Origin of the sequence: Bradyrhizobium sp. HKCCYLRH2015 (assembly GCF_051168215.1) — a bacterium.
GTDB lineage: Bacteria > Pseudomonadota > Alphaproteobacteria > Rhizobiales > Xanthobacteraceae > Bradyrhizobium.
This window is the reverse complement of record NZ_JBNPUO010000010.1, coordinates 239832-252398: the sequence shown is the minus strand read 5'-3', so window position 1 is coordinate 252398 and position 12567 is coordinate 239832. Positions and strand designations below refer to the sequence as shown.

12 protein-coding genes are annotated in these 12567 nt (G+C 66.5%); 8 read left to right on the top strand and 4 right to left on the bottom strand.

Annotation, left to right across the window (positions count from 1 at the left end; all coding sequences use genetic code 11):
• The first annotated feature begins 211 nt into the window (after positions 1-211).
• The gene (locus tag ACQR1H_RS26100; RefSeq protein ID WP_434908404.1) at positions 212-2116 is read left to right on the top strand and encodes a caspase family protein; all 1905 of its coding nucleotides are present in this window, start codon (positions 212-214) and stop codon (positions 2114-2116) included.
• On the opposite strand, the gene ACQR1H_RS26095 is transcribed toward ACQR1H_RS26100, so the two are convergent.
• Both ACQR1H_RS26095 and ACQR1H_RS26090 read right to left on the bottom strand, forming a co-directional pair.
• Positions 2117-2809 (bottom strand): DUF1345 domain-containing protein, encoded by a 693-nt coding sequence (locus ACQR1H_RS26095; RefSeq protein WP_315801750.1) that lies wholly within the window; start codon positions 2807-2809, stop codon positions 2117-2119.
• Between the two features lie 9 nt (positions 2810-2818).
• A complete protein-coding gene (locus ACQR1H_RS26090) occupies positions 2819-3739 on the bottom strand; it encodes a polyprenyl synthetase family protein (RefSeq protein ID WP_315801749.1) in 921 nt (306 codons plus the stop codon).
• A gap of 187 nt (positions 3740-3926) precedes the next feature.
• Here ACQR1H_RS26090 and mtgA point away from each other — a divergent pair, with 187 nt between their 5' ends.
• The 3 genes from mtgA to ACQR1H_RS26075 all read left to right on the top strand — a co-directional run bounded on the left by mtgA (position 3927) and on the right by ACQR1H_RS26075 (position 5862).
• Complete coding sequence (gene mtgA / locus ACQR1H_RS26085) at positions 3927-4598, top strand: monofunctional biosynthetic peptidoglycan transglycosylase (protein WP_316179423.1); 672 nt, start codon at positions 3927-3929, stop codon at positions 4596-4598.
• Positions 4599-4765: 167 nt separating this feature from the next.
• Complete coding sequence (gene rpmF, locus ACQR1H_RS26080) at positions 4766-4948, top strand: 50S ribosomal protein L32 (RefSeq protein ID WP_006610266.1); 183 nt, start codon at positions 4766-4768, stop codon at positions 4946-4948.
• A 188-nt stretch (positions 4949-5136) separates the two neighbouring features.
• Entirely contained in the window at positions 5137-5862 is a 726-nt protein-coding gene (locus ACQR1H_RS26075; RefSeq protein WP_316179210.1) for a hypothetical protein, read from the top strand.
• A gap of 17 nt (positions 5863-5879) precedes the next feature.
• Here ACQR1H_RS26075 and ACQR1H_RS26070 read toward each other — a convergent pair whose 3' ends face one another.
• Entirely contained in the window at positions 5880-6101 is a 222-nt protein-coding gene (locus ACQR1H_RS26070) for a hypothetical protein (protein ID WP_315801747.1), read from the bottom strand.
• Positions 6102-6468: 367 nt separating this feature from the next.
• Here ACQR1H_RS26070 and ACQR1H_RS26065 point away from each other — a divergent pair, with 367 nt between their 5' ends.
• Positions 6469-8136, top strand: coding sequence for a bifunctional diguanylate cyclase/phosphodiesterase (locus ACQR1H_RS26065; RefSeq protein ID WP_316179424.1), 1668 nt, complete (start codon positions 6469-6471; stop codon positions 8134-8136).
• A gap of 39 nt (positions 8137-8175) precedes the next feature.
• Here the strand turns inward: ACQR1H_RS26065 and phaR are convergent, their stop codons facing one another.
• Positions 8176-8775: a polyhydroxyalkanoate synthesis repressor PhaR gene (gene phaR / locus ACQR1H_RS26060; protein WP_257167926.1), complete on the bottom strand. Its 600-nt coding sequence runs from the start codon at positions 8773-8775 to the stop codon at positions 8176-8178.
• Between the two features lie 383 nt (positions 8776-9158).
• Here phaR and ACQR1H_RS26055 point away from each other — a divergent pair, with 383 nt between their 5' ends.
• The 3 genes from ACQR1H_RS26055 (at position 9159) to yddG (ending at position 12360) form a co-directional block, all read left to right on the top strand.
• Positions 9159-10337, top strand: a complete 1179-nt coding sequence (locus tag ACQR1H_RS26055) for an acetyl-CoA C-acetyltransferase (RefSeq protein ID WP_434908403.1) — start codon at positions 9159-9161, stop codon at positions 10335-10337.
• A 271-nt stretch (positions 10338-10608) separates the two neighbouring features.
• Positions 10609-11334, top strand: a complete 726-nt coding sequence (locus ACQR1H_RS26050) for a beta-ketoacyl-ACP reductase (RefSeq protein ID WP_315801745.1) — start codon at positions 10609-10611, stop codon at positions 11332-11334.
• A 153-nt stretch (positions 11335-11487) separates the two neighbouring features.
• Positions 11488-12360 (top strand): aromatic amino acid exporter YddG, encoded by an 873-nt coding sequence (yddG, locus tag ACQR1H_RS26045; RefSeq protein WP_434908402.1) that lies wholly within the window; start codon positions 11488-11490, stop codon positions 12358-12360.
• Positions 12361-12567: the final 207 nt, after the last annotated feature.

The window sequence follows — 12567 nt, the reverse complement described above, 5'->3', positions numbered from 1 at the left end:
CCTGGGGAACCGCGGACAAACAAGGATCGCATTTTCGATGCAAAACGGGGCTTGGCAAGCCATGAACTGCGGATGATGCTCCGTCGACAGAAATATCGTGGCCCAGGCGGGATGTCCCCGGACCGAACCTTGCGTGATCCCGGTCACAAGCCGAACGGCCGCAATCTGCTAGCAGACCGAGCATGTTTCCCAGGGCTATGGGGTAGATACGATGTCGTGGTCAGTTCGATTGGGCGGTTTTCTCATGGCGGCAGCGCTGCTGCTGGCCGGCCACCCGGCAATGGCGGAGAAGCGGGTGGCGCTCGTCATCGGCAACTCCGCCTATCAGAACGTGCCGCAACTGACGAACCCGGTCAATGACGGCGCGGTCATGACGGCGACCTTCAAGAGCGCGGGCTTCGATGTCGTCGATTACCGGCGCGATCTCACCGCGCGGGAGACGCGCCGGGCACTGCGCGATTTCGCCGATGCCGCCCGCGATGCCGATATCGCGGTGGTCTACTACGCCGGCCACGGCATGGAGGTCGAAGGGTCGAACTATCTGATCCCGATCGACGCCCGGCTCGAGCGCGACACCGATGTCTACGACGAGACGCTGTCGCTCGACCGCATTCTGGTTGCCGTCGAGCCGGCGAAGAAGCTGCGCCTCGTCATTCTCGATGCCTGCCGTGACAACCCGTTCACCCGCAACATGCAGCGGACGGTGGCGACCCGCAGCCTCGGCCGCGGCCTCGCCAAGGTCGAGCCGACCAGCCCGAACACGCTGATCGCCTATTCCGCCAAGGCCGGTTCGACCGCGCAGGACGGCGACGGCAAGAACTCACCGTTCACCTTGGCGCTGTCGCGGCACATCGCGACGCCCGGGCTCGACGTCCGCAAGGCGTTCGGCTTCGTCCGCGACGAGGTGTTGAAGGCGACCGCCAACCGCCAGGAACCGTTCGTGTACGGCTCGCTCGGCGGCGAGGACGTGCCGCTGGTTCCCGGCGTGCCGCGCGTCGTGACGCAGATGCCGGTGACGCCGCCGCCGAACCCTCAGGCCGACATCCGGCGCGATTACGAGCTCGCGATGCAGGTCGGCAACAAGGGCGCGCTGAACGCTTTCCTGGCGCAGTACCCCGACGGCTTCTATGCGAGCCTCGCCAAGCTGCAGCTCGAAAAGCTGACCGCCGAGGAGAACCGCGTGGTCGCCGCCGAGAAAGCCCGCGCGACCGAGGCCGAGCGGGCGCGGCTCGCCGCCGAGGGCGCGCGCAAGGAGACGCTCGCCAAGGCGGAGGCCGAGGCCAAGGCCGCGGAGCAGGCGCGGATCGCAGCCGAGAAGGCCACGCAGATCGCGCAGCAGCAGGCGGCCGAAGCCGAGAAGAAGCGCGGGGAGCAGCAGCTCGCGGCGGTCGACAATCCGCGCGCGGCGACATCGCCCGGCACGCCGACGGCCGCAGCGCCGCAGCAGGGGCCGCAGGTGGCCGCGCTCACCCCGGCCGCGCAGCCCGCCGATCTCACCAAGTCGGTGCAGCTCGAGCTGCGCCGGGTCGGCTGCCTCACGGAGGATGCCGATGGTGACTGGGGCTCAGCCTCGCGCCGCTCGCTGTCGCAGTTCAACCGCTATGCCGGCACCAAGCTCGACACCCAGGCGGCATCGGCCGATGCGCTCCAGGCGATCAAGCTCAAGCAGGCGCGGGTGTGCCCACTGGTCTGCCAGCATGGCACCAAGCCTGACGGCGACCACTGCACCCGCATCGTCTGTGCCGAAGGCTCGTTCGTCAACGACGACAATGAATGCGAGAAGCGGCGCGACCGGAAGCCGGTCGCCAAGCGCGACAGCAGCGGCGACGAGGATGTGCCGTCGCGCCGCCGCGGCCGTGCGGCACCGGACGCCGGCCTGCCGATGCCGGCTCCCGGTACGGGCGTCGGGGTGGGGATCGGAGGTGGTGGCGGTCTCGGCATCGGGGCGGCCCCGGGCTACACCAGGCCGCAGACGCAGGCGGCCCGGCCCGCGAAGTCGGGCGGGCAGATCTATTGCGACGCCTATCTGTGCCGCACCGTCCGGCCCGGCTGCCGGCTCGAATATCGCGGCGGCGGCGGGCCGGCCAACAATGCCAGCGTCGAGGTATGCAACTGATCAGGAGGAGATCGCGCTGGCGGCGATGTTGACCATCAGGGCGACCAGCGCGGTGTTGTAGACGAACGAGATGATGCCGTGGACGGTCGCGGTGCGGCGGATGATCTTGTCGGTGATGCCGACGTCGGAGACCTGGGCGGTCATGCCGATGATGAAGGAGAAGTAGACGAAGTCCCAGTAGTCGGCGTGCTCGTCTTTGTCGCCGCTGGGGAATTGCAGGCCCCCAGGCTTGGCGCCGCGGTAATAATCATGGGCGTAGTGCAGGGCGAAGGTCGCATGCACCGCGGCCCAGGACAGCGAGACGGTGAGCAGCGCCAGCGTCAGCGCCGGAGCATCGCGCTTGGAAGCGCCGAGCTCGAGCACGATCGCGGCGATGCTGGCGAAGGCGCCCAGCGCCGTCACCATCAGGATCACGAAGCGGCCGTCGTCCTGCATGACCGCCTTGCGGCGGATGTGATGATGCTCGCTGCGCAGCATCATCACCGCGACCAGCACGAGGTAGATCGCGGTGAAGATGTCCCAGCCGATCAGCAGCCGCGTGATCAGGCGGAGCGCCGGCGGCAGCAGGAAGAACGCGACGATCGCGAGCCCCAGCGATATGAAGGTCCGCGGCCGCGCATAGATGACGCGCAGCGCAGCCGGCAGCCTTGCAAAGCGGGCGAGGTCCGGATCGTCAGGATGGACTCCGGCCAACGCCTCGCCTCAGCTCTTGCGTTCGGCAACGAAGTGGGCGGCGGCGCGCAGCACGTCGCCCTTGGCGCCGAAGATCGACAGCGCGGCATCGCCGCGGGCGAGCAGGTCGCGGACGCGCTGCCTGGCGCCCTCGATGCCGAGCTGGGTGACGAAGGTGGTCTTGCCGAGCTCGGCGTCGGCGCCGGCCGGCTTGCCGAGCGTCGCCGCATCGCCCTCGACGTCGAGCAGGTCGTCGGCGATCTGGAAGGCCTCTCCGAGCGCGCGGCCGTAATCGTCGAGCGCCTGGTACTCGGCCGCCGAGGCCTGACCGAGCAGGGCGCCGGCGATGCAGCCGAAGCGGAGCAGGGCGCCGGTCTTCATCTGCTGAACGCGGGCGACGTCGACCGGGCCGCTGTCGCCGAACCGGCCCTCGCCGGCGAGGTCGAGGATCTGGCCGCCGGCCATGCCGCCGACACCGGCGCAGCGGGCCAGCGCCCGGGTCAAAGCGAGGCGGACGCCGGCATCGGGATGAATCTCGTCGCGGGTGATGATGTCGAAGGCGATGGTCAGCAGCGCGTCTCCGGCCAGGATCGCGGTGGCGTCGTCATAGGCCTTGTGCAGCGTGGGGCGGCCGCGGCGCAGATCGGAATTGTCCATCGCCGGCAGGTCGTCATGGATGAGGGAGTAGCAGTGGATGCATTCGAGTGCGGCGCCGGCCATCAGCGCGCCCCGGCGCGGGACGCCGAACACGGCGGCGCTCTCGACCACCAGGAACGGGCGCAGCCGCTTGCCGCCGTTCAGGCTGGAATAGCGCATCGATTCGATCAGCCGCTTCGGCCTGATGATCTCGTCGGCCATCGGCGCATCGGACAGGAGCTCCCCGAGCAGCGCTTCGGTCTCCTCCGCGGTCTTGTCCAGGCGTTGGGTGAAGTCGGTGGCCGTCGCAGTCATTTAAGAAGAGCTCCAGGGGGGCGAAATTCGCCGGACAATCGTTGATGGCGGCGACTTCGTCAATTGCCGGGGCGGTGGCGGCTTTCGGCCGCAACGGCGGAAAAAAGCAGGAAACCACATCGAGATGTCGGATAATCCCGGCCAACTGGCCGCCCCCACGGCGGTCCCAACCGAGCGGCGCCTGCCCTTGCGTACCGTCAGAACCCTCCTCGTGATCGCCGTGCTGGTGCTGCTCGTGCCCTACGCGCTGACGCCGTTCTATGCCGTGGGCCACCCGGTCTCGACCCTGATGCTGTGGCGGTCGGTGACGGGGCAGCCGGTGACGCGGCACTGGATCGACCTCTCGGCGATGTCGCCGTATCTGCCGCGCTCGGTGGTGGCGGCGGAGGATGCCAAATTCTGCAGCCATCACGGCATCGACTGGGGCGCGCTGCGCGAGGTCATGGACGATGCCGAGGACGGCGAGGTCAGCCGCGGCGGCTCGACCATCACCCAGCAGGTCGCCAAGAACCTGTTCCTGTGGCAGGGCCGCAGCTATGTCCGCAAGGCGCTGGAACTGCCGCTGGCGCTGTGGATCGACCTCGTCCTCGGCAAGCGGCGCATCCTCGAAATCTACCTCAACATCGCCGAGCTCGGCCCGTCCGGCCAGTTCGGCGCCGAAGCCGGCGCGAATTACGCCTTCAACCGCTCGGCCGCGGGGCTCGGCCCGCGCGAGGCGGCGCTGATGGCCTCGATCCTGCCGAACCCGGTCCGGCGCAGTGCCCGCACGCCCGGCCCCGGCGTGAGACGGCTGTCCGCAACCTATATGATGCGGGCGCAGTCCTCCGGCCTGCAGACCTGTTGGGGGGAGCGGCGGTAAGGTCCGAGCGGCGCAATTTTGGCCAAAAATGCCTCGGAGAGCCCTAGCCATGCCGCACCCCTTCCTCTATAAGCGCGGCCTTGATCGGCATCCGGGCTCGCCAGCTTCATGGCTGCAGCCGTCCTTTGCGGACGATGCCTTGCAAAAATACCCTAGAGGATACCGATATGGCCGTCCCCAGAAGAAAAACTTCGCCGTCGCGCCGCGGCATGCGCCGCTCGGCTGACGCGATCAAGAAGCCGACCTATGTCGAGGACAAGGATTCCGGCGAGCTGCGTCGTCCGCACCACCTGGACCTGAAGACCGGCATGTACAAGGGCCGCCAGGTCCTGAAGAAGAAAGACGCCTGATTGTCCGCGCGGGCCGCTTTCCAAGCCGCCCGAATTCGGCCATCGATGGGGTTGAAAGCGGTCCCGTGCGACGTGATTCGCCGGGACCGTTGCGTATCTGTGCCGCGTGATCCCGTCTCGCTGTCATCTTCTTCGCACCGATTGATTTTGCGCCGGGCCGCCGCCCGCGCCATCCAAGGCTTCAACCGATGTCCATGGTCGGTTTCCCGCTGCTGCTGATCCCGCTGGCGATCTACAACATGATCGTCTTCCTGATGCCGGGGGTCGCCTTCAGCGAGACGCTGCTGCGCCTTCAGCTTCCGTCCGGCGAGCTCTGGACGATCTCGCTCGGCGACATGCTGCTGGCCCTGGGCGTGCTGCTGCTGCTGCTTGAGATCATCAAGGCGGCGAAGCCGAACGGCAAATATCTCACCGACCACCTGCTGTCGTTGCTGGTCTTCGGCGGCGCCGCCGCCGAATTCGCGATGTGGCAGAAGTTCGGGAACTCGACCTTCCTGCTGCTGACCCTGCTGGCGATGGTCGATTTTTTCAGCGGAGTCTCGCTGCGCACCAAGCGCGCCGCCCGCGCCGTCGTCGCAGCCCCCGCACCCATGCCGGCTCCCGTCGAAGCGCCCGTGGCGGATCCAGAACCTGAGCCTGTCGAAGAGCCTGCCCGGGAAGCGGTCAAAGAACCGACCAAGACGGAAATTCAGGAGCCGGAGGTCCAGCACGCGGACGCTGCTGCACCCGTCGTTCAAGAGCCGACCGATGCGGTGCCGGCGGCTGCTTCGGTCGCCGAATCCGTCCTGCTCGACCGCTCGGTCCCTCGGCCGGCTCCCGCGCCGACGACCGGCTGGGTCGCGGAGCCGAAGGAGGCCGAGGCCGCTGCTCCGACCGCTTCTGAGCCGCCCAAGCCCGAGACGCTGAAGCCCTGAGACGCAGGAGCGCGCGCTTAGATCATTTCTCGGGTCCGGCCGCCGGCACGCGTGACCGGCTGAAGCCTCGCCGCATAGGCACTGTGGACGTCGGCAGCGGCCGCGCGCCTGAGCGTGCGGGTCTGCGGCAGCTGCTCGGCGGTCGCGATCAGATGGGTCACGAAGCCGGCATCGGGGCGGGCTGCGCGAATGATCCGCGCGCGACGGTCATGGCTCGCATCGCTCGGCAGCAGCGTCACCGAGCGGGAGGTCTCCTCCAACCCGTCCAGGCGACCGCCGTCCTGATCAATCGTTAACATTGTCCAACCATCGCCGGCGCGATTGTCACGTTCTGGGACGCCGGTACCTTTCGCTCCTCGATCTCGCAAAAGCAATGCCGTCCCAAGCGTCGCTGGGCGCTGCATGTTCCAAACATGGTTGACGCGTCTCGGACACGCGCTCGTCGCCTCGGCATGCTCTCCGTTAACCAGAGATGCGTAGTCTGATTCGCGAAGTCGGCCGCCGCCGCTCGCGCGGGTACGCGTCGGCCGTTCCCAAATCAGCGCCGGTCCTGCCGGCCTGTGCCGAAACGAGGCGACCTTGACATCCGAATTGCCACAGACCGCGATGATCCTGGCGTCCCTGGGCCAAGCCGCCTTCGTCTGGGATCTGGCAAGCGACGTGATCGTCTGGAGCGATCACGTCGGGGCGGTGTTTGCCGATGTTCCGTTGCCGCAGCTCTGCAATGGGGCCGAGTTCAGCAAGCTGATCGAGCCGGACCGCGGCATCCGCACTGAGATCATGCTCCAGACGGCACCGCTATACGGCGCCAGCGGCACGCCGTACCGGATCGAATATGGCGTGCGCACCCACGCCGGGGCGCCGCTGATCTGGGTCGAGGAAACCGGCTGCTGGTTCGCAGGCTCCGACGGGCGGCCGGCCCGCGCCCAGGGCATCGTCCGGATCAACAACGAGCGCCACGCCCGCGAGGAGCAACTGCTCAAGCTGTCACGGCACGATCCGCTGACCGGCGAGCTGAACCGGACGCATCTGCTGGCGACGCTTGCCGAGGTGATCGAGGAGGCGCAGCGGTTCCGCTTCTCCTGCGCCTTCATGCTGGTCGGCATCGATCATCTCGCGCGCATCAACGACGCCTTCGGCTTCGACGTCGCCGACGGCGTCGTGCTGGAGATCGCGCAGCGCATCCGGGGCCGGCTCCGTGGTGGCGACACGCTCGGGCGGTTCTCGGGCAACAAGTTCGGGTTGATCCTGAAGAACTGTACGATGGACGACATGACCACCGCCGCCGAGCGCTTTCTCGCGACCGTGCGCGACGAGGTGGTGCCGACCAAGTCAGGTCCGGTCGCCGTCACCGCGACGATCGGCGCAGTGAGCGTTCCCCGTCACGCCCGCTCGGTCGAGGAAGCGGTCAACCGCGCCCATGAGACGCTCGACGCCGCCAAGCGCCGCCGCATCGGATCGTTCTCGACCTGGCGGCCGAACGTGGAGCGCGACGCGCAGCGCAAGGTCAACATCCGCGTCACCGACGAGATCGTGACGGCGCTCAATGAGCGGCGCATCGTTACGGCGTTCGAGCCGGTGGTGAATGCCAACACGCTTGCGCCCGCCTTCTATGAATGCCTGGTGCGGATGCGCCAGGATGACGGCCGGGCCTTGCTGGCGCCGGACGTCGTCCCTGTCGCCGAACGGCTCGGATTGATCCGTCTGGTCGATCACCGCATTCTGGAGCTGGTGGTGGCTGAGCTCGCGAGCACGCCCGACGTCACCCTGAGCCTCAACATCTCGCCTGAGACCACCATGGATCCGGACTGGTGGGCCTCGATCGAATCCATGATGCGCGCCCATCCTGGGGTCGCCGAACGGCTGATCGTCGAGATCACCGAGACGGTCGAGATCCAGGACGTCGACGATCTCCGCGGCTTCGTGACGCGGCTGAAGGATCTCGGCAGCCGAATCGCCATCGATGATTTCGGCGCCGGGCACACCTCGTTCCGCAATCTGCGCAAGCTCGGCGTCGACATCGTCAAGATCGACGGCGCCTTCGTGCAGAATCTCGTGCGCTCGGCTGACGACCGCGCCTTCGTCCAGACGCTGGTCGAGCTGGCGCGACGGCTGCAGATCAAGACGGTCGCGGAATGGGTGCAGGACGAGGCGTCGGTCGCGCTGCTGCGCGACTGGGGCTGCGATTACATCCAGGGCCGGGTGATCGGCCTCGCCTCGGTCGATCGGCCGTGGATCGAGCACGGCAGGGCAGAATTGCCGGCGGCGAGCTGATCAGCCGCCGGCTTCCAATCGCGGATCAAGCGGCAAGCGTCAGCCTTGCTGCTCGTCCTTCTTCGGCTCCGACATGCGGTCGAGCCGGTCCTGCATTTCCTTCATCTGGCGGCGCAGCTCGTCGATGTTGTCGTCGGCGGCGGCAGCAGCGGGCTCGGCGGCCTTCTCCTCGGCGCGGACCGCACCAGGCGCGAACGGCTTGAACATCGAGAAGGTCTGCTGGAACAGCTCCATGTTGCGGCGCACCTGCTCCTCGAGCGGCGCGAAAGGCGTCCCGCTGAAGGTGTCGGCGATCTGCTTGCGGAACTTCTCCTGCTCCTTGGTCAGTGTGTCGATCGACTGCTCCAGGTATTTTGGTACCACCATCTGCATGCTGTCGCCGTAGAAGCGGATCAACTGGCGCAGGAATGTGGTGGGCAGCAGGTTCTGTCCCGCCTTGTTCTCCTGCTCGAAGATGATCTGGGCGAGCACGGACCGGGTGATGTCGTCGCCGGTCTTGGCGTCGTAGACCAGGAAATCCTCCCCGTTCTTAACCATCGAGGCCAGATCTTCGAGGGTCACGTAGGTACTCGTCCCGGTATTGTAGAGCCGCCGGTTCGCGTATTTCTTGATCGTGGTGGGTTGGTCAGATTTCGCCATGAGCTCACACATGCAAACCGAGAACAGGGAACCCGGCGGCGTCGCCGCAGGGCGAAGAGCTACGCAATGCAATAACGTAATCACTTTCGGGCGAGTTCGGCTACGGTTTTGTGCGGAACGGTTAATCCCGCAGCAGAATTCCTGCTCACGAAACCGCCAAGCGTGCCAATTTGAATGCGCTGCAACAGGAATCGCTGATGCCGCCAATTGACATGTCGCAACGACGTTAACAGGATGAAGTGCGAAGGTTGCGCATCTGCCAATCCGAGGCTTGCGGACGGCCGGCGCGACCGTGAACGAAGAAATTCGGTTTGATTTCAAATACGCCCGATCTCTCAAGCCCTCGTTTCCACGTCCAAGATCAAGAACCCCAGGAGATGCTCATGTCAGACGATGTCGTCATCGTCAGCGCCGCCCGCACCGCGGTTGGAAGTTTCAACGGTGCCTTCGCCAGTGTCCCGGCCCATGAGCTGGGTGCGGTGGCCATCAAGGCCGCGCTGGAGCGCGCCGGTGTCGAGCCCGGCCGCGTCTCGGAGGTCATCATGGGCCAGATCCTGACTGCGGCGCAGGGCCAGAACCCGGCGCGCCAGGCCTCGATCGCCGCCGGCATTCCAGTCGAGAGCCCGGCCTGGGGCATCAACCAGCTGTGCGGCTCCGGCCTGCGCTCCGTTGCGCTCGGCTATCAGGCGCTCGTCAATGGCGACTCCGACATCGTGGTCGCCGGCGGCCAGGAGTCGATGAGCATGGCGGCGCATGCGCAATATCTGCGCGCCGGCGTGAAGATGGGCTCGCTCGATCTGGTCGACACGATGATCAAGGACGGCCTGTGGGACGCTTTCAATGGCTATCACATGGGCAACACCGCCGAGAACGTTGCGAAGCAATATCAGATCACGCGTGCGCAGCAGGACGAGTTCGCCGTTGCATCGCAGAACAAGGCCGAGGCGGCTCAGAAGGCCGGCAGGTTCAAGGACGAGATCGCGCCCGTGACGGTGAAGAGCCGCAAGGGCGACACTGTGGTCGACAGCGACGAATATCCGCGTCATGGCGCGACGATCGAGGCCATGGCCAAGCTGCGCGCGGCCTTCGAGAAGGACGGCACGGTCACGGCCGGCAACGCGTCGGGCATCAATGACGGCGCAGCGGCCGTGGTGCTGATGACCGCCAAGCAGGCGGCCAAGGAAGGCAAGACCCCGCTCGCGCGGATCGTGTCCTGGGGCCAGGCCGGCGTCGATCCGAAGGTCATGGGCACCGGCCCGATCCCGGCGTCGCGCACGGCGCTGAAGAAGGCCGGTTGGAACATCGCCGACCTCGACCTGATCGAAGCCAACGAGGCGTTCGCCGCGCAGGCCTGTGCCGTGAACAAGGACCTCGGCTGGGATCCGGCCAAGGTCAACGTCAACGGCGGCGCGATCGCGATCGGCCATCCGATCGGCGCATCCGGCGCGCGCGTGCTCGTGACACTGCTGCATGAGATGCAGAAGCGCGACGCCAAGAAGGGCCTCGCGACGCTGTGCATCGGTGGCGGCATGGGCATCGCGCTGTGCGTCGCACGCGACTAAAAAGCCGGCAGTGACTGCGAACCGTTCAGCCTTCGCAATCGCGTCCAGCTCAACTAAAGATCAACGCCCGGCGATCTCGCCGGGCGTTTTGTTCTTGATGTCCGTCAAACACGTCGCATAATCGACCACTAAAAAAATGGAGTTGAGCGAGCATGGATGGTCGTGCGGCAAGGTGATGGTCGCGCGGAGGTTCATGATCCAATAACAACGGTAGGCACGGTGGCAGCCAGAGGTTGTCCTGTGCGATCAGTCATCGAGGGAAGGATTCGACATGGCACGTGTGGCGTTGGTGACGGGGGGAACGCGCGGTATCGGGGCGGCGATCAGCAAGGCGCTGAAGGCGGCTGGGTACAAGGTCGCGGCGAATTACGGCGGCAACGATGCCGCTGCGGAGAAGTTCAAGAGCGAGACCGATATCCCCGTCTACAAATGGGACGTCAGCTCGTTCGAGGCCTGCGGTGAGGGCATCAAGAAGGTCGAAGCCGATCTCGGTCCCGTCGATGTCCTGATCAACAATGCCGGCATCACCCGTGACACCGCCTTCCACAAGATGACGCTCGAGCAATGGAGCGCGGTGATCAACACCAATCTCGGCTCGCTGTTCAACATGACCCGCCCGGTCATCGAGGGCATGCGCGCGCGCAAGTTCGGCCGCATCATCAACATCTCCTCGATCAACGGCCAGAAGGGCCAGTTCGGCCAGGTCAACTACTCCGCGGCGAAGGCCGGCGACATCGGCTTCACCAAGGCGCTCGCGCTGGAGACGGCCAAGGCCGGCATCACCGTCAACGTGATCTGCCCGGGCTACATCAACACCGAGATGGTGCAGGCGGTGCCGAAGGACGTGCTCGAGAAAGCCATCCTGCCGCTGATTCCGGTGGGGCGCCTCGGCGAGCCCGAGGAGATCGCGCGCGCTGTGGTGTTCCTCGCGGCCGACGAGGCAGGGGCCATCACCGGCTCGACGCTGTCGGTCAATGGCGGCCAGTACATGGTGTGATCTGCGCCGGCGGCGTTGCCTCCGGCCGCCGTCTGCGGCTAAGGAAAACGTGATGCCCGCGCTCGCCGCGGGCATTCACGTCTTGGACGCTCCCCGCACGGACGCAGGCGTGGGTGGCCGGCATGAGCCGGCCGTGACGGAGCCTGCCGCCTGATGTCCCAGCGCACTGCGACCCTGATCGGTCTGACCGCGATCCTGATGTGGTCGCTGCTCGCCTTGTTGACGGTCGCGACCGGCACGATTCCCGCCTTCCAACTGGCGGCAATGACCTTCGCGATCGGCGGTGCGGTCGGCCTGGCCAGTTTGATCCGCCGAGCGGCCGGGCTCCAGGTGCTGCGGCAGCCGGTGGCGGCGTGGGTCGTGGGCGTGGGCGGGCTGTTTGGCTACCACGCGCTTTATTTTCTGGCGCTGCGCTTCGCGCCACCGGCCGAGGCCGGGCTGCTGAACTATCTCTGGCCGCTGCTGATCGTGCTGTTCTCGGCCTTTCTGCCGGGCGAGCGGCTCGCGGTTCATCACGTGATCGGTGCCGGGATCGGTCTCGTCGGCACCGCGCTGCTGTTGCTCGGTAACGGTGCGAGCTTCGCTGCGAGCCAGTTGCCGGGGCTTGCGGCCGCCTTCGTCGCGGCGTTCGTGTGGGCGATCTATTCGGTGCTCTCGCGCCGTCTGAAGGCGGTGCCGACCGATGCCGTCGCCGGCTTCTGCCTGGCGACGTCCGCTCTCGCGGCTCTGGTCCATGTTGCGGTCGAGCGAACGGTCTGGCCTGACGGTCCGATGCAGTGGCTCGCTGTTGTCGGTCTCGGCATCGGTCCGGTCGGTGCTGCGTTCTATGCCTGGGACATCGGCATGAAGCGCGGCGACATTCGGGTGCTGGGTGCGGCGTCCTATGCGACGCCGCTGTTGTCGACGGCGTTCCTGATCGTTGCCGGCTACGCGCGGCCGAGCGCGACGATCGCCGTGGCGGCGCTGCTGATCGCCGGTGGCGGTCTGGTCGCGGCCAAGGACATGTTCCTTCTGCGCAAGCGCTGAGCGCTCGGGTGAAGGGCGAGGTGAGCGGAGTCAGGCCTCGCATGCGAACTTCGGCGGCCCAATCCGACGGTTATCCTTGATGCGCACTTAACCGTGCGCAAAACCAGCGCGCCGGCCGGTAGCTCACAACCGTCGATTACAGTTTGACGCGTTCTGCACCTAACCCGCCCTTTACCCGTCCTGAGCGATAGTCCCTGCGAAATGGTG